Source organism: Xanthomonas sp. NCPPB 1325, from assembly GCF_041477645.2.
GTDB lineage: Bacteria > Pseudomonadota > Gammaproteobacteria > Xanthomonadales > Xanthomonadaceae > Xanthomonas > Xanthomonas cannabis.
The window spans coordinates 3643754-3659970 of sequence record NZ_CM192985.1; the positions used below are offsets into that span (position 1 = coordinate 3643754).

Below are 16217 nucleotides of genomic sequence, written 5' to 3' on the forward strand. Positions count from 1 at the left end.
CGATCATTGCCGCGCCTTCGTCGCTCGATGCTGTTCGGGTCCCGGGTCCCGGGCCCCGAGTCCCGGCCTTTCCCGACATCTTCATGATCATTTGCGGCTCCAGGCCTGTTGGGTATTGACGCCCAGACGTTGCGCGGTGGCGCGGACGTGGGCGTGAGTGATGGCGACCGCCAGTGCGTCGGCGGCGTCGGGCTGCAGCTTGCCTTTCAGGTTGAGCATGATGCCGACCATGTGCTGCACCTGCACCTTGTCCGCGCCGCCCTTGCCGACCAGCGCCAGCTTGATTTCGGTGGCAGCGTACTCGTGCACCGGCAGGTCGCGCATGACGACCGCGCAGATCGCCGCGCCACGTGCATGGCCAAGCTTGAGCGCCGAATCGGCGCTCTTGCCCATGAACACCTTCTCGATCGCTACCTCGTCCGGCCGGTAGGTCTCGATCAGCTCGCCCAGCCCGTGCAGCAGGCGCTTGAGCCGCTGCGCGAAGTCGCCCTCGCCCAGCAACACCAGCGGGGCGTGGTAGACATGCCGGCTGCGCCCGCCCTCGTCGATATCGATGATGCCGATGCCGGTGCGCTGCGAGCCGGGATCGATGCCCAGGATGCGGATGGGGCCGGGACCCGGGACCCGGGACCCGGGACCCGAAGAAGCAATGACAGCCCGGCCGCCGCGACTGGGTGCGGCATGCGCATGTGCAGCCTCCGGCGTCAGTGAACTGCCGTTGCGCGACCCGGGCCCCGGGCCCCGGGACCCGGCCTTCATAAGATCAGCCCCCGCCACTCAGCGCCGCTTGATCGACGTTCGAATACACGTCCTGGACGTCGTCCAGGTCTTCGAGCATGTCGAGCAGCTTGCGGACCTGCAGCGCGGTGTCGCCGTCCACGGCGATGTCGTTGTCGGCGCGGAAGGTGATTTCGGCATGCGCCGGTTCCAGCCCGGCAGCGACCAGGGCGTCCTTGACCTGGGCAAAGGCGTCCGGGGCGGTCAGCACGTCGATGGCGCCGTCTTCCGGGTACACCACCACGTCGTCGGCGCCGGCCTCGATGGCGGCGTCGGTGAGGGTGTCCTCGTCGGCGCCGGCGGCAAAGCTCAGCACGCCCAGGCGCTTGAACATGAAAGCCACCGAGCCGTCGGTGCCCATGTTGCCGCCGCACTTGCTGAAGGCGTGGCGCACGTCGGCCACGGTGCGCACGCGGTTGTCGGTCAGGCAGTCCACGATCACCGCCACGCCGCCGGGCGCATAGCCCTCGTAGCGCACTTCTTCGTATTCCACCCCTTCCAGCTCGCCGGTGGACTTCTTGATGGCGCGCTCGATCACGTCCTTGGACATGTTCGCCGACAGGCCCTTGTCCATGGCGGTGCGCAGGCGCGGATTATTGGACGGGTCGCCGCCGCCGGCTCGGGCGGCCACGCTGATCTCGCGGATGATCTTGGTGAACATCTTGCCGCGTTTGGCGTCGGAGGCGTTCTTGCGGCCTTCGATCGAGGGGCCTCTACCCATGGGTGGTTCCAGACTGGCTTGGATGACAGGGCGCGGATTTTACCTGATTGCTCGCCCGCACCGGGGCGCCGACATGCGCCAGCGGATGTTCAAGGCGCAAAGTGGCCGTAGCGCAGGAAGGCCAGGGCTTGCCGGGCCGCCTCGGGCGAGCGCAACAAGCCGCTGTGGCTGGCCTCCACCACGCAATGGTCGCGCAGGCCGGGCAGGCGGGTCTCGGCCAGCGCAACGGTGCCGTCGGAGCCGGCGTCCAGTGGCGCCAGCCAGCGGCCGACGCCGCGTGGCACGCAGCCGGCCACCTGGCCGATCTCGGCCGGCCCGTCCCAACGGGTAAACCCGTGCTGCAACAGCGCGGCGCTGCGGCCCATGGCCCATACGCCACCACGCCGGGCCAGGCTGCGCGCGGCGGCACTGCCGCGCAGCGGCGAGCCAAGGCAGACCACCCGACGCACCGGCAGATCGGGCGCGTCCTGCAACGCCTGCAGGGCCACCAGGCCGCCGAGGCTATGGCAGATCAACAGTTGTGCACGGCTGGCGCGCAGCCGCGCGATCAATTGCGGCACTGCCTGCGCCGGACCGCCGAACACGCTGGCATAGCCGAACACTGCAGGCGCCAATCCCTCGCCCCGCAGCCGCCGGGCCAGCGGCAGCAGCCAGTGCGCGGTGTTCCAGATGCCGTGGACCAGCAGCACCTCGGCGGTGGCGGTGGTCGCCGGCTTGCGCGAGGCGCGCCTGGCTGCACCTGGAAATGCAGCGGCCGCGCCGGGCATCAGTGCGGCCGCCTGCAGGTGGCGCGCAATCGCCGGGCAAGTGCGGACGGTGCCGGCATGCCGTCAATCGGCCGCAATCAGCGGCCTGCGACGCAGGATGTGTTCGCGATCGACAACTTTGCCCACCGGGAAGTCGTACTCGCCCACTTTCTCGAAACCGTAGCGCGCATAGAACCGCTGCGCGCCGAAGTTCTCCGACCACACGCCGATCCACAGGGTGCGCGGGCCGTCGCGCTCCAGCCACTCCAGTGCGGTTTCGAACAGCCGGCTGCCCCAACCGCTGTTCTGGTAGTCCTTCAGCAGATACAGCCGCTTGAGTTCTCCATCGGCTGGGCGTACGTCTGCGTGCGGCAGCCCGCAGGGGCCGGCGGCGGCATGACCAACCAACAGGTTGTCCATCTCCAGCAACCAGATCGCGTAGTCCGGATGCGCCAGCACGATGCGCGCGCGCTCGACCGCATACGTTTCTTCAAGAAAACCACGCAGGTCTTCTTCTGGATACAAATGCCCGAAGGTTTCGGTAAAGGTCTGTGCGGCCAACAGCGACAGCGCTTCGGCATCGTCCGGTGTGGCGCGGCGGATGCGGGTCATGCGGGCCTCTCGTACCGGATGGGACGTGGCAGCTTCTCGCATGCGGCGGCGCTGCTGCAAGTGGGGAATCGGGAATCGGCAAATGCGGCGCCTGAGCGCGGCGCACGGATGGCTCGCCACTACTTCGCCAAGGTCGTTGGCGCCTGGCAGGTCAACACGGCCACGCGCGGGCGTGGCCGTGCTTGCGCGCAGGTCAGACCTGCTTGGGGCGCACCTGCACGTGCACCTCGGCCAGCTGTTCGGCGGCGATCGGCGACGGGGCGTCGGTCATCAGATCCTGCGCGCCCGTGGTCTTGGGGAACGGGATCACGTCGCGGATGGATTCGGTACCGGCCATCAGCGCAGCGATGCGGTCGATACCGAAGGCGATGCCGCCGTGCGGCGGTGCGCCGTAGTTCAGGGCATCCAGCAGGAAGCCGAACTTGGCGCGCGCTTCTTCGGCGCCGATGCCGAGCAGCTCGAACACCGCGCTCTGCATGTCCGGGCGGTGGATACGGATGGAGCCGCCGCCGATTTCATTGCCGTTGAGCACCATGTCGTAGCCGCGCGACACCGCGGTGCGGGCATTGGCGCGCAGGTCGGCGATATCGTCCACCGCCGGCGCGGTGAAGGGGTGATGCAAGGCGACGTAACGCTGCGCTTCCTCGTCCCATTCGAACATCGGGAAATCGGTGACCCACAGCGGCGCCCAACCATCGGCGACCAGGTTGAACTCCTTGCCGGCCTTCAGGCGCAGCGCGCCCATGAAATCGGACACGGTGTTGTAGCCGCCGGCACCGAAGAACACGATGTCGCCATTGCCTGCACCCACGTGCTTGAGCAGCGCGGCAAAGGCGTCTTCGGAGAAGAACTTGGCGATCGGCGAGCTGACCTCGCCGGTCTCCGAGAGCTTGATGTAGGCAAGGCCCTTGGCGCCGTACTTGGCGGCATGCGCGGCATATTCGTCGATCTGCTTGCGCGACAGGCTGGCGCCACCGGGGATGCGCAGCGCGGCAACGCGACCGTCGGCATCATTGGCGGCGGCGGTGAACACCGGGAATTCACTGGACTTGACCAGCTCGGCCACATCGACCAATTCCAGATCGATGCGCAGGTCCGGCTTGTCCGAGCCATAGCGACGCATCGCCTCGGCCCAGGTCATGCGCGGGAACTGCGCGGCCAGCTCGACGTCCACCACTTCCTTGAAGATGGCGCGGATCATGTCCTCGACGAAATCCTGCACGTCGCGTTCGCGCACGAAGGCGAACTCCATGTCGAGCTGGGTGAATTCCAGCTGGCGATCGGCGCGCAGCGCTTCGTCGCGGAAGCAGCGTGCGATCTGGTAGTAGCGGTCGAAGCCGGCCACCATCAGGATCTGCTTGAACAGCTGCGGGCTCTGCGGCAATGCGTAGAACTCGCCCGGATGCATGCGCGCCGGCACAAGGAAGTCGCGCGCGCCTTCCGGGGTGGCCTTGGTCAGGATCGGGGTTTCGATGTCCTGAAAATCGCGCGCATCCAGGTGCCGGCGCAGCGCCTGCACCAACTTGATGCGGGTGCGCTGCATGCGCTGCATTTCCGGACGGCGCAGGTCCAGATAGCGGTATTTCAGGCGGGTGTCTTCGCCGGGGTTCTCGTGAGCGTGGAACGGCAGCGGCGCGGCCTTGTTGAGGATGCTGATGCGCGTGGCGATCACTTCCACCTTGCCGGTGCGCAGCTTGTCGTTGACCGCATGGCGCGCACGCACCACACCTTCGACCTGCAGCACGTCCTCGTAGCCGAGGCTGGCGGCCACCTTGAACAGCTCTGCGCTGGCGTCGTCGCCAGCCACCGGCTCCACCGTCACCTGCACGATGCCTTCGTGGTCGCGCAGGTCGATGAAGCACACCCCGCCCAGATTGCGGGCCACGTCGGTCCAGCCGGCGAGAGTGACGGTTTGGCCGATCATGGTCTCGTCGACCAGGCCGCAGAAGTGGGTACGCATCGAAAGCTCCGCTGAAAACCCGACGCAGGACAGCGCCGGAAAGCCGGATATTCTGGGGCCGGCGGGCGGCAGGAGCAAATGCGGCGGCGGTCACCGGCGCTTAAGTCGGCGCCCGGCTGAATAGGCGCCACGCCCCTCCCGCACCAAGGACGCCACGATGCTGCGCACCGCCCTGCTGATCTCCGGCTTCAGCCTCCTCGCCTTCGGTGGCGCGCTGGCCAGCCGTCCCGCCGCCGCGCAGGACCGTGGCTGGAACGGCCAGACCGTCACCTGTTCCAGCAACGACAACCGCCGCCGCGAATGCGACACCCCGTTCCGTGGCCGCGCGGCGCTGGTGGAAAACATTTCCGGCACGCGCTGCATCGAAGGGCGCAACTGGGGCAGCGACCGCGGCCGGATCTGGGTGGACAACGGCTGTCGCGGCCGCTTTGCCGAGGCCCGCGGCGGCTGGGGCGGTGGTGGCTGGAATGGCGGCGACGATCGCCCCGGCAACGCCGCAGCCGGCACGGTGCGCTGCGAGAGCCGCGACCAGCGCCAGGCGGTCTGCAATACCGGTTGGCGGCGCGCAATGATCGTGCGCCAGCTCTCCGGCACCCCCTGCGTGGAGGGACGCAACTGGCATCAGGAACAAGGCCGCATCTGGGTGGACGACGGCTGCCGGGCCGATTTTGCGCAGGCCCGTGGCGGCGGCTGGGATCGGGATGACCGCGGCGGCGGCCCTCGCGGCGATTACTCGGTGACCTGCAACAGCGACGACCGCCGCCTGCGCACCTGCAACTGGGACGCGGACGCCGGCCGCCCGATGCTGACCCGGCAGCTGTCGGACACGCGCTGCGAGGAAGGCCGCACCTGGGGCTACGACTCGCGCCGCTCGACGGTCTGGGTCAACGATGGCTGCCGCGCGCGGTTCGATGCCCGCTGAGGGTTGAACGGGGGCCGTTGCAGGCGGGAATCCACAGGTCGGTCCGGCGTGGACCGGCCTGTGTCGTTTTCGTCGCGCAAGTCGTGCAGGCGTCGCCGCCTGGCAGGCGTCGCGGTCACGCCGCGCCGGATGCCGGCTTCGCCGCTGCTGCGGCCGGCGCAGCCGCTGGCTTGCTGTCGCTGGCCGCGGCCGGCTTGGCCTCTCCGCCTGCGCTGCTGTCCGTGAGGTTCTTCTTCTTTTCGCCAGCCGACTTGAAATCGGTCTCGTACCAGCCGCTGCCGGACAACCGGAACGACGGCGCGGTGACCTGGCGCTTGATCGTGGCCGCGGCGCAGGCCGGGCAGCTTTGCGGATCGGGGTCGGCCATCTTCTGCAGGCGGTCAAACGAATGGCCACAGGTGGTGCACTGGAACGCGTAGATGGGCATGGCAGAAGATGAGGAAGACGATGCAGGGGCGCAGATTCTAGACGGATGCGGGTGCGTCGGCGCAATGACCAACCGGTGCGCTCGAAGATGGGGCCTGATGCGTTGGCACGTCGCACTGCGTGATGCGCGGAGACGCCGGCGACGCGGTGCGATGCCGCAGTGGCCAGCCGCTTGAGACAGGCACGCCGGCAAGTACGAGCCGCCACGCGATCATCCGGTCCGACTGCTCCGTGGCAACACAGGCATCGCGTGCGCGGGTCGCCCATCCGCACCCACATGCGATGCAGTTCGTGGACCTGCGCCGGTGCGGGCGACCGTCGCTGCAGGCTGCGCGCGGCGAGATCCGGACTGAGCCGCATTGCCCGGGCTGCTACACTCGAACACGTGATCGACGCGCCTTTCCCCCCACGAGGGCCGCATCCATGCTGCGGCTGACTGCCTTATTGCTCGGCGTTGCCCTGCTGCTGACCGGCAGTGGGCTGCTTGGCACCTTGCTCGCCGTGCGCGGTGGCCAGGCCGGCTTCGATGCGCGTGCGCTGGGCCTGATCATGTCCGGCTACTTCGCCGGTTTCTTCCTCGGCACCTTCTTCGCGCCGCCGTTGATCCGCCGCATCGGACATATCCGTGCATTCGCGTTCTACGCATCGCTTGCGGCGATTGCGGTGCTGCTGCATCCGATCTGGCTCGATCCCTGGGGCTGGGGCGTGTTGCGCCTGGTCACCGGCGCGGCGCTGGTCGGCCTGTACACCGTGATCGAAAGCTGGCTCAACGCCGAGCCGGATGCGCGTCGGCGCAGCCGGGTATTTTCGGTGTACATGGCGATCAACCTATCGGCGCTGGCGCTGGGCCAGATCCTGCTCAGCATCGGCGATGCAGGTGCACCGGCGATGTTTACGCTGACGGCGATCCTGATCTGCGCGGCGGTAATGCCGGTGATGACCACGCGGCTGATCCCGCCCGAGGTACCGCATGTCTCGCGCCTGCGACTGAAAACACTGTACGCCTTGGCGCCGGTGGCGACGGTTGGTGCCGGCCTTTCCGGACTGGCGATGGGTGCGTTCTGGGGTCTGTTGCCGGTGTACGCCAGCCGCATCGCGCTGGATGCCGACGGCGTGGCGATGTTCATGCTCGCTGCCATCGTGGGCGGTGCGGTGCTGCAGTGGCCGATCGGGCGCATCAGCGACGGGCATGACCGGCGCATCGGCCTGGTCACGGTGAGCGTACTGGCCGCCGGTATCGCCATCGCTGCCGCCATGCCGATGGTGCAGACGCAGACCACCGTGTTGTTCGTGCTGTTTTTCGTTTACGGCGGGTTGGCGTTTTCGCTGTACCCGTTTGCGGTTGCGCACATGCTCGATTACCTGCCGCGCGAGGACCTGCTGTCCGGTTGCAGCAGTCTGTTGCTGGTACACGGTGTGGGTGCGGCGATCGGCCCGGCGCTGGCCGGCGGTGCAATGCAGAAGTTCGGCCCGGCGGCCTTGCCGGTGTATTTCGCGGTGATGCTGCTGGCGCTGGCCGGATTCACGCTGTCGCGGCTGCTGCGCTTCACCCGCCGCCGCACCCATCCCATCTCCTTCCGCCCGATGCTGCGTACCACACCATCGGCGCTGGAGCTGATGCCGGAAACGCAGCAGGCCGAAGCATCACCGCACATCAAGGGCGGCTGACACAGCTCTTCGCTGTCGTTATCTGCAGTGCGAGTGAGCTGTCCTTTGCTGTATGACTTTGCCTGCTCACCAGCGCGAGAGGTGCCCGCAAGGCAGAGCAGTTGGTAGACGACCTGGTGGGTATCAGCGGTGGAGCACTCGATCTGCTGCTTGATCGCAGGGCTCTTGCCCCGCCCACCATCGCAGGACACGCCGCAAGTACGTCCATGCAGGCGCTGGCGCGGCATCCATGCCGCTCGAGGTCCCGCGACGGTGGGCGGGCAAGGACCAGTCGAGACGGTCGGTGCGCATGGATATGAACCAGCGACGAGCAGGCTGGTGATGCGGTGACCTTTGCTTTTCAACAAAACCACCAACCAACTATCTGGCGTGGTGCCCTCGCCGATTGCGGGACCGTGTGGCGGCATGGATGCCGCTACCGAGCCTACAAGGACGTACTTGCGGCGTGTCCCGCGAGCGGTGAGTGCACCGCGCCCTCGACCAGACGTGAAGCTTGAAGATCGCCAAGTGATCGCGATACGCACGACGCAGTCGTCGCTACCTGATTGCTCACTACTGGTAGATCAGGCGGAAAGCGGATCATCTGCGCCGTTGCTGCAGGGCCCTTGCCCGCCCACCGTCGCAGGACACGCTGCAAGTACGTCCATGTAGCTCCGTGGCGGCATCCATGCCGCCAAGGGTCCCGCGACGGCGGGCGGGCAAGGACCAGTCGAGTTGGTCGGTACGCAGAGTTTTCAGAGCGGCCAGCGTCGCGACATTTTCGCTTTTCAACAACCCCCCAGCTAACGGTTTGGCATGGTGTCCTCACCGCTTGCCGGCTCGGCTTTGAACAGACCTCCGACGACAGATGACGTCGTCTCGTATCGGAGATCTCACCGGAAGGCTGGGAACACCAGCGTCCACTAGACATCATCCTGTCGCTGCGACTCGACGCACCGCTATGCGTGATCGCAGCCCCATCCCTAGCGCGGTCATCATCACGCAACGCAAGCGCGGCAGTCTTTGAACACCCCCCGCTTGCTGGATTGCAATGGATTCGACGTCCTCCTCGCGCGTGCGCCAGCCGGCCACGCTTGCGTTACTGCTGGTTCCACTCGCCGTGCCCGCTTATGCGCAGCAAGCTCCTGACGGCGCAACGTCAGGCCGGGTTGCCAGCGACGCACCGACCGGCACTGGCGAGCAAGTGTCCACGTTGGATCAGGTGCAGGTGGTGGGCCAGGCGATGACGTATTCCAAGACCTCCGTCAGCAAGGAAATGCTGGACCGCCAGTTCGTGCTGGGCAGCGTCAACGATGCGCTCAACGAACTGCCTGGCGTGGTGGTGACCGAGGCCGATGCATTCGGCTCGTCGGATTGGGGCACCCAGATCAGCATGCGTGGCTTCGTCAGCAATCGCGATACCCAGCAGATCGGCACCACCATCGACGGCGTGCCCAATGGCGGCTCGGCCTATGGCGGCGGCTCCAAGGCCAATCGCTTCATCGACATGCCGGATCTGGAAACGGTGGAAGTGAGCCAGGGCACCGCCGACATCGCATCGCGCTCCAACGAAGCGTTGGGCGGCACCTTGAATTACCTCACCGGCGAACCGCTGGACACCCAGCGTGTGCGGGTGATCGGCGGCATCGGCGACAACCAGGCGCGCAAGTATTACGCCCGTTACGACACCGGGCTGCTCGGCGGCACCACGCGTGGCTGGATCAGCGGCTCGTCGGCGCGTAACGACGACTGGATCGACGGTAGCGGCCACACCAGCCGCGATCACCTGGCCGGCAAATTCGTCAGCGCATTGAACAAGTGGACGCTCAGCGGCTACGCGTCCTACGACGATGCCGACGAATCCGAATACACCAGCGTGACACCCGAACAGTTCGCACGCGACCCCGAGCACGATCTGTTGACCGGCACGCTCACCGGCATTCCGTATCTGGACCAGAACTACCGCTCCGGCTCGCGCGCATCACGCAAGAACACCTTCGGTTACCTGCGCGGCGCCTTCGATGGCGGCAACGGCTTCAAGACCACATTGACCGGCTACGCGCACCGCATGCAAGGCCGCGGCGACTGGATTCCGCCGTATCTGGTGGACGTCACCAACGACGGCGCCGGCGCAGCGGAATCCGAAGCGCGCGGTGGCAACACCGTGTATGCCGGCAGCGACCTGGGCAAGCTGTATTACCTCACCCCCGGCGGCGCGGCCGCGACGATGCTGGCCGGTTGCGCGGGTAGCGATGCGGTGCCGGCCGAATCCAATCCAGCCTGCTACCCGGCCGGCTCGGTACCGGTGCAGTCGTACCGCCACAGCCACTACGACAACCGCCGCGCCGGCGCGATGGCCGATGTGGAATGGCGTGCCGATCTCGGCGCCATCGACAACACCGTGCGCGCCGGTGCCTGGCTGGAGCGCTTTGAGCGCAGCGTCACCCGCGACTGGCACCGCCTGCTCAATGTCGGCACCAACATCAGCTTCGATCACCAGCCGTACTGGGTGCAGTTCAAGGACAACTACCAGACCGACGAACAGATGTACTACGTGGAAGATGTGATGCGTTACGGCGCGTTTGCCTGGCGCGTGGGCGTGAAGCAGTTCTTCCTGGACCAGAGCCGCGACCGCCGCATTGGCGAGGCGCAGCATGTGGAATCGGATGCGCATTCGGACCCGCTGCTGTCCGCCGGCCTGACCTGGACCACGCCGCTGCAGGGCCTGGAAGCCTTTGCCGGTTACTCGCAGAATTTTGCCGCCATCCCCTCCGGGGTGCTGGGCGAAACCGACCCGATCGCACTGAGCCGGGTCAAACCGGAAACTGCCGACAACGTCGAACTTGGCCTGCGCATCAGCCGCTGGCCGCTGACCGGCAGCGTGACCTTGTACGACATCCGTTTCGACAACCGCATCGTGTATGTGCCGGCCAACTTCGTCAGCGGCATCGACTACCTGGGCGAAACCGATGGCGTGTACGAAAACTTCGGCGGCGTGCATGCACGCGGCGTGGAAGCAGCGCTGGGCTACGGCTGGGACAACGGTTGGCGCATCAACGGTGCCTACACCTACAACAAGGCCGATTATCTGGGCAGCGGCGATGCCGCGCGCGATACCGCATTGGAGATCACCCCCGGTGCGCAGGTGATCGGCCAGCCGCGCAACACCTTGGTGATGTCGGCGGACTGGCGCGGCCAGGCCTGGCGATTCGGCGTGTCCGGACGCTACCTGGGCAAGCGCTATCTGGACGCGTCCAACCGCGCCGCGCTCGATGGTGTGACGACCTTCAATGCGAACCTGGGGGTGGAGCTGTCGCAGCTATCGTCGCAGCTCACCGGCCTGCTGCTGGCACTCAATGTCAGCAACCTCACCGACAAACGCTTCCTGGAAGGCGTAGACGGCAGCGACAGCGCGTTCATCGCGGCGCCGCGCACGGTCGGTTTGACGCTGACGCTGGATCTGTAACGGCGGATCGACCGGTGCGTGGTGCACGGGCGCTGCTACTGACTTACGCTAGTCAGAGATTTTTAGGTGCGGGTACTGCGCCCCCATCCGCCCTGCGGGCACCTTCCCCCGCAGGCGGTGGAAGGCAGCGCTTCCCTTCTCCCGCTGGCGGGAGAAGGTGGCGCGTAGCGCCGGATGAGGGCGGGGCCGGCGGGGCATAGACACCAGGGGTCCAGAAAGCCCGCGCCTACGCCTGCAACTCGCTGCTTGCCGACCGTGCCCCATCCGCCGTTCGGGCACCTTCCCCCGCAGGCGGTGGAAGGGACTCGTGAGGGTTCAGCCAATCAGGTGACACGATGATCGATCTTCCCCGCCGCCGCGTTCTGCAGGCCGGGCTTGCCGGAGCCGCTGCCGCGCTACTGCCTCCCAGCATCGCGCGGGCGGCCGCCATCGCACCGGACCGTCGCAGCGGCACGCTCAACGACCTGCAGCACGTGGTGATCCTGATGCAGGAAAACCGCGCGTTCGATCATTACTTCGGTGCGCTGCCCGGCGTGCGCGGGTTCGGCGATCGCTTTCCGATTCCGGCCCCGCCGTTGCCGGGTGCGTCTTCGCGGACGGTGTGGCTGCAACCCAGCGAGGACGGCAAGCAATGGCTGACGCCGTTTGCACTGGATACCGCCGCGCAGTTCGGCTTCATGCGTGTCAAGGGCACACCGCATAGCTGGCCGGATGCACAACAGGCCTGGGACCATGGCCGGCTCGGACATTGGGCCGCCGCCAAGCACGACCATGCGCTGGGCTATTACGGGCGCGCGGATATTCCCTTCCAGTACGCGCTTGCCGATGCCTTCACCATTTGCGATGCGTACCACGCTTCGATCCAGACCGGCACCAATTCCAACCGCGTGTTCCTGTGGACCGGCGGCAACGATCCGCAGGCGCGCGCAGGCGGCCCGGTGATCGGCAATTCGCACGACAACTTTCCGGAACTGGGCGGCTTTGCCGAGCCGTATCGCTGGGCCACCTATGTCGAACAGCTGCAGCGCGCGGGTGTGTCCTGGCAGATCTACCAGGACATGGCCGACAACTTCACCGACAACCCGCTGGCCGGCTTCGACGCGTTCCGGCAGGCGTACCGCAACAGCCCTGGTCACGACGCGCAGTTGCGTGCGCGTGGCATCAGCACGCGTGGTGTGCAGCAGCTACGCGCAGACGTGTTGGACGGCCGGCTGCCGTCGGTAAGCTTTGTCATCGCCGATGCGGCCGGCAGCGAGCACCCCGATCCGTCCAGCCCCGCCCAAGGCGCGGCCTACACCGCAGGCGTGCTGGATGCACTCACCGCCGATCCGGCGGTATGGAGCCGCACGGCCTTGCTGCTTATGTTCGATGAGAACGACGGCTTTTTCGACCATATGCCGCCGCCCGCACCGCCGTCGCCGGATGCGCGCACCGCCGGTGGATTTGCCGGCGCATCCAGCATCGCCACCGACGACGACTACCACCGTCACCCGGCGCCAGGCGAACAGAAGGTGGATCTGCCCGAGCTGCGCGGGCGCCCGTACGGGCTGGGGCCGCGCGTGCCGATGTATGTGATCTCGCCATGGAGCCGTGGTGGCTGGGTGGACTCGCAGGTGTACGACCACACCTCGGTGCTGCGTTTGCTGGAACGCCGCTTCGGCGTGCCCGCAGCGGGGATCACGCCGTGGCGGCGTGCGGTGTGTGGCGATCTGACCAACGCGTTCGACTTCCGCAACGCCGATGCACGCCCATTCGCCGCGGCGCTGCCCGATGTGAGCGATGCCGCAGCGCGTGCAGCGGCCCTGCGCGAGCACACGCTGCCGCCGCTCCCGGCCACCTTGCAGGTGCCTGTGCAAGCGTTCGGCGTGCGCCGCTCGCGCGCCGTGCCGTATCGCCCGAGCGTGCAACTGGCACATGCACAAGAGCGCGGCGAGGTGCGGCTACGCATGGGCAACAGCGGTGCAACGGTGGTACTGCAGGTCTACGACCGCTACGACCTGGCGGCGGTGCCGCGCCGCAACACGGTGGGCACCGGCGCCATCCTGGAAGGCGACTGGAGCACCTACGATGGCCGCTACGATCTGTGGCTGATCGGCCCCAACGGATTCCATCGCCACTATCGCGGCGACCTGAGCGCCCCGTTGCTGATGACCGAGATCAGCCAAGATCCGGACGACGCCACATCCGTGTTGCTATCGCTGCGCAATGGCGGCAGCGCTGCCGTGCAGGTGGAGCTACAACCAGGCGCGTATGCAGCCGCGCAGCCGCACGAACGCCTCAGCATTGCGCCCGGCGCAACCAAGCAGCGCCGTTGGAAAGCGGCAGCAACCGGCGGCTGGTACGACCTGTGGGTGCACCACGACGGCGCGGCCCAGCGCCTGGCAGGTCGCATCGAAACCGGCGCCGACAGCGTCAGCGATCCCGCCATGGGTGGACCGGCGCGGTTGCAGCAGGAAAGAGCTGTCGCGATCGATGCGCTGGGCCGAGTGGCCGTGCCAGGTTGAATGTTGCCGCTGGCCAGCGGCAACCATCGCTCCGCATCACCGCTGCTGCGTGGAGGAACGTCGCAACCTCCCTCGCCGCAATTATGCCTGCCGAATCGACATGCGCCGCCATCGCCACGTGTCGCGTCGGCAGGCTCACCTTGCAAACCATTCCCGCACCGCGACCGCGACTGCCTTCAGCGCCGCATCGCGTGCAGCAGCGTCGACCTTGGCTCCGTTCAAGTATGTCGTCAGCAGCAGCGGCGGCTGGCCCTTCGGCGGCCAGAGGATGGCGATGTCGTTGCGGGTATCGGTGCCGTTGCTACCGGTCTTGTCGCCGATCTTCCAGTCGGCCGTGAGCCCCGCGCGCAGGCAATCGTCGCCGGTGCGGTTGTCGATCATCCAGTCGGTCAACTGCTTGCGCGAGGCAGGCTGCAGCGCATCGCCAAGCAGTAGCGTGCGCAGCGTGGACGCCATCGCAGCAGGCGTGGTGGTGTCGCGCGGCTCGCCGGGGGCGAACCCGTTCATCTCCGGCTCGTAGCGGTCGCTGCGGGTCTTGGCATCGCCGATGCTGCGCAGGAAAGCGGTCAATCCGGCCGGGTCGCCGACCAGCGGGAACAACAGGTTGGCGGCCGGGTTGTCGCTGTGGATCATCGTGGCACGGCACAGTTCGCCGACACTCAGCGTGCCGCCGACATGCCGCTCGGTGACCGGAGCATGCTCAAGCATGTCCGCGGTACGGATCTTGACCGGTTGCGCCAGCGTGAGCTTTCCCTGATCCACACGCTGCAGCACCGCGGCAGCCAATACAAATTTGAAGGTACTGCACATCGGAAAGCGCTCGTTCTCGCGCTGCCCGAGGCGCCAGCCGGGGGCGCTGCCGAGCAGACTGATGCCCAGGCGACCACCGGTGCCACGTTCGATGTCCGCCCATTGTGCCCGCAGCATGTCATCCATATTCACCGCCGGACTGAGCGCCAGTGCGGGCCTGGACGCCGCAAACAGCATGCCCGCGCCAGTTGCGTACAAGAACTCTCGCCGATTCAACATGCGTCTGCCTCCTTGAGGGAGCCCGCAGTATCGATGCGCATGGCGCAGCCGACCATCGCGATGTTTCGATCCCAGGCATGAATTGAACTAATCTCTTCCGATGCCCCGCCCCCGCCTCCCACTCAATGCCCTGCGCGCGTTCGAAGCCGCCGCACGCCATCAAAATCTGACCCGTGCGGCAAACGAGCTGTGTGTGAGCCAGGCCGCGCTCAGCCACCAGATCAAGGCGCTGGAGCAACAGCTGGGCACCAGCCTGTTCCACCGCCTGCCACGCGGGGTGGCGCTGACCGACGAGGGCGCGGCGCTGGCGCCGGTGCTGGGCGAGGCCTTCGACCGCATCGCCGCCACCCTGGAGCGCTTCGCCGATGGGCGCTATCGCGAGGTGCTCAGCGTGGGCGTGGTGGGCACCTTCGCCACCGGCTGGCTGCTGCCGCGATTGCCGACCTTTCATGCCGCGCATCCGGATATCGAATTGCGCCTGTCCACCCACAACAACCGGGTCGATCTGGCCGGCGAAGGGCTGGATCTGGCGATCCGTTTCGGCGATGGCGACTGGCAGGGCCAGATCGCGCATGCGCTGATGGAGGCACCGTTTGCGCCGGTATGCGCGCCTAGCATGGCGCGCGGCCTGCACACGCCGGCCGATCTGGCGCGGGCGCCGTTACTGCGCTCGTATCGGCTGGATGAGTGGCCGCAGTGGTTTCGTGCCGCGGGAGCAGCGAGCGTGCCCGCACGTGGGGCGATGTTCGATTCGTCGTTGACGCTGGCCAGCGCCGCGGCGGCCGGCGCCGGTGTGGCGTTGTTGCCATTGCCGATGTTTCGCCAGGACCTGGATGCCGGGCGCCTGGTCTGCCCGTTCCCGATCACGATCGATGCGGGACGCTACTGGCTGACGCGGCTACGTTCGCGGCCTGAGAGTGAGGCTGGGAGGAGGTTGCTTGCGTGGTTGCTGGTGGAGCAAAGGCTGGGGTGACGTTGGATGCGTGGTGTGTTGACTGCGTGCGTATGCGCAACACAGCCTTGCCCGCATGCGATGGCTGGGCCGCACCTTATCTGGCCCCTCCATCAAGATGGCTGTGTTCCGCCGTACCCTCACCCCAACCCCTCTCCCGCAGGGAGCGGGGCTTTTCATCACCAGAGCTACGGCTTGCGCCCTTCTCCCGCCGGGACATTGTCCTCCTTCATGGGGAGAAGGTGGCGCGTAGCGCCAGATGAGGGTGCGAGCGCAACGCAACGCAACGCATTCTGCGGCGACTGCCCTACCCATCCGAGCTCCAGACACACCCGATGAGCAGCACACATGCTCGGTCCAGACACTGCTCCGTCGACGCATGATGCAGAACATCAAAGCCGTGCACCGCTGAAAACCACCTACGGCAAGCGCGATCGATCAGCACGATCAACACG

General features: G+C 67.0%; 12 protein-coding genes. 5 read left to right on the forward strand and 7 right to left on the reverse strand.

Annotated elements, in window-relative coordinates:
* Positions 1-87: 87 nt before the first annotated feature.
* The 5 genes from ruvC to aspS form a co-directional block, all read right to left on the reverse strand.
* Positions 88-606, reverse strand: coding sequence for a crossover junction endodeoxyribonuclease RuvC (gene ruvC / locus ACCQ10_RS15550; RefSeq protein WP_184439301.1), 519 nt, complete (start codon positions 604-606; stop codon positions 88-90).
* A gap of 157 nt (positions 607-763) precedes the next feature.
* A complete protein-coding gene (locus ACCQ10_RS15555; RefSeq protein WP_372361189.1) occupies positions 764-1498 on the reverse strand; it encodes a YebC/PmpR family DNA-binding transcriptional regulator in 735 nt (244 codons plus the stop codon).
* An 89-nt stretch (positions 1499-1587) separates the two neighbouring features.
* Positions 1588-2265 carry an alpha/beta fold hydrolase gene (locus ACCQ10_RS15560; RefSeq protein ID WP_372361190.1) on the reverse strand — a complete coding sequence of 226 codons (678 nt, stop codon included), beginning with the start codon at positions 2263-2265 and terminating at the stop codon, positions 1588-1590.
* Between the two features lie 63 nt (positions 2266-2328).
* Complete coding sequence (locus ACCQ10_RS15565) at positions 2329-2856, reverse strand: GNAT family N-acetyltransferase (RefSeq protein ID WP_047695294.1); 528 nt, start codon at positions 2854-2856, stop codon at positions 2329-2331.
* Positions 2857-3049: 193 nt separating this feature from the next.
* Positions 3050-4816: an aspartate--tRNA ligase gene (gene aspS, locus ACCQ10_RS15570; RefSeq protein WP_372361191.1), complete on the reverse strand. Its 1767-nt coding sequence runs from the start codon at positions 4814-4816 to the stop codon at positions 3050-3052.
* 157 nt (positions 4817-4973) lie between these two features.
* Between aspS and ACCQ10_RS15575 the strand changes: the two genes are divergently transcribed.
* Entirely contained in the window at positions 4974-5738 is a 765-nt protein-coding gene (locus ACCQ10_RS15575; RefSeq protein WP_372361192.1) for a DUF3011 domain-containing protein, read from the forward strand.
* A gap of 115 nt (positions 5739-5853) precedes the next feature.
* Here ACCQ10_RS15575 and ACCQ10_RS15580 read toward each other — a convergent pair whose 3' ends face one another.
* A complete protein-coding gene (locus tag ACCQ10_RS15580; RefSeq protein ID WP_184439299.1) occupies positions 5854-6165 on the reverse strand; it encodes an FmdB family zinc ribbon protein in 312 nt (103 codons plus the stop codon).
* 422 nt (positions 6166-6587) lie between these two features.
* On the opposite strand from ACCQ10_RS15580, the gene ACCQ10_RS15585 reads away from it, so the two are divergent.
* The 3 genes from ACCQ10_RS15585 (at position 6588) to ACCQ10_RS15595 (ending at position 13781) form a co-directional block, all read left to right on the forward strand.
* Positions 6588-7832 carry an MFS transporter gene (locus ACCQ10_RS15585; protein WP_372361193.1) on the forward strand — a complete coding sequence of 415 codons (1245 nt, stop codon included), beginning with the start codon at positions 6588-6590 and terminating at the stop codon, positions 7830-7832.
* Positions 7833-8862: 1030 nt separating this feature from the next.
* Positions 8863-11277 carry a TonB-dependent receptor domain-containing protein gene (locus ACCQ10_RS15590; RefSeq protein ID WP_372361194.1) on the forward strand — a complete coding sequence of 805 codons (2415 nt, stop codon included), beginning with the start codon at positions 8863-8865 and terminating at the stop codon, positions 11275-11277.
* A 335-nt stretch (positions 11278-11612) separates the two neighbouring features.
* A complete protein-coding gene (locus tag ACCQ10_RS15595) occupies positions 11613-13781 on the forward strand; it encodes a phosphocholine-specific phospholipase C (protein WP_372361195.1) in 2169 nt (722 codons plus the stop codon).
* 135 nt (positions 13782-13916) lie between these two features.
* Here ACCQ10_RS15595 and bla read toward each other — a convergent pair whose 3' ends face one another.
* Positions 13917-14810 carry a class A beta-lactamase gene (gene bla / locus ACCQ10_RS15600; protein WP_372361196.1) on the reverse strand — a complete coding sequence of 298 codons (894 nt, stop codon included), beginning with the start codon at positions 14808-14810 and terminating at the stop codon, positions 13917-13919.
* A 100-nt stretch (positions 14811-14910) separates the two neighbouring features.
* Between bla and ampR the strand changes: the two genes are divergently transcribed.
* On the forward strand, positions 14911-15783 hold the full coding sequence (ampR, locus tag ACCQ10_RS15605) for a LysR family transcriptional regulator AmpR (RefSeq protein WP_104579890.1): 873 nt from the start codon (positions 14911-14913) through the stop codon (positions 15781-15783).
* Positions 15784-16217 lie beyond the last annotated feature (434 nt).

Coding starts and splice junctions, on each gene's coding strand:
- ACCQ10_RS15575 (WP_372361192.1), top strand. CDS start 4,974: ATGCTGCGCACCGCCCTGCTGATCTCCGGCTTCAGCCTCCTCGCCTTC.
- ACCQ10_RS15565 (WP_047695294.1), bottom strand. CDS start 2,856: ATGACCCGCATCCGCCGCGCCACACCGGACGATGCCGAAGCGCTGTCG.
- ACCQ10_RS15590 (WP_372361194.1), top strand. CDS start 8,863: ATGGATTCGACGTCCTCCTCGCGCGTGCGCCAGCCGGCCACGCTTGCG.
- ACCQ10_RS15555 (WP_372361189.1), bottom strand. CDS start 1,498: ATGGGTAGAGGCCCCTCGATCGAAGGCCGCAAGAACGCCTCCGACGCC.
- ACCQ10_RS15580 (WP_184439299.1), bottom strand. CDS start 6,165: ATGCCCATCTACGCGTTCCAGTGCACCACCTGTGGCCATTCGTTTGAC.
- aspS (WP_372361191.1), bottom strand. CDS start 4,816: ATGCGTACCCACTTCTGCGGCCTGGTCGACGAGACCATGATCGGCCAA.
- ampR (WP_104579890.1), top strand. CDS start 14,911: ATGCCCCGCCCCCGCCTCCCACTCAATGCCCTGCGCGCGTTCGAAGCC.
- bla (WP_372361196.1), bottom strand. CDS start 14,810: ATGTTGAATCGGCGAGAGTTCTTGTACGCAACTGGCGCGGGCATGCTG.
- ACCQ10_RS15595 (WP_372361195.1), top strand. CDS start 11,613: ATGATCGATCTTCCCCGCCGCCGCGTTCTGCAGGCCGGGCTTGCCGGA.
- ACCQ10_RS15560 (WP_372361190.1), bottom strand. CDS start 2,265: ATGCCCGGCGCGGCCGCTGCATTTCCAGGTGCAGCCAGGCGCGCCTCG.
- ACCQ10_RS15585 (WP_372361193.1), top strand. CDS start 6,588: ATGCTGCGGCTGACTGCCTTATTGCTCGGCGTTGCCCTGCTGCTGACC.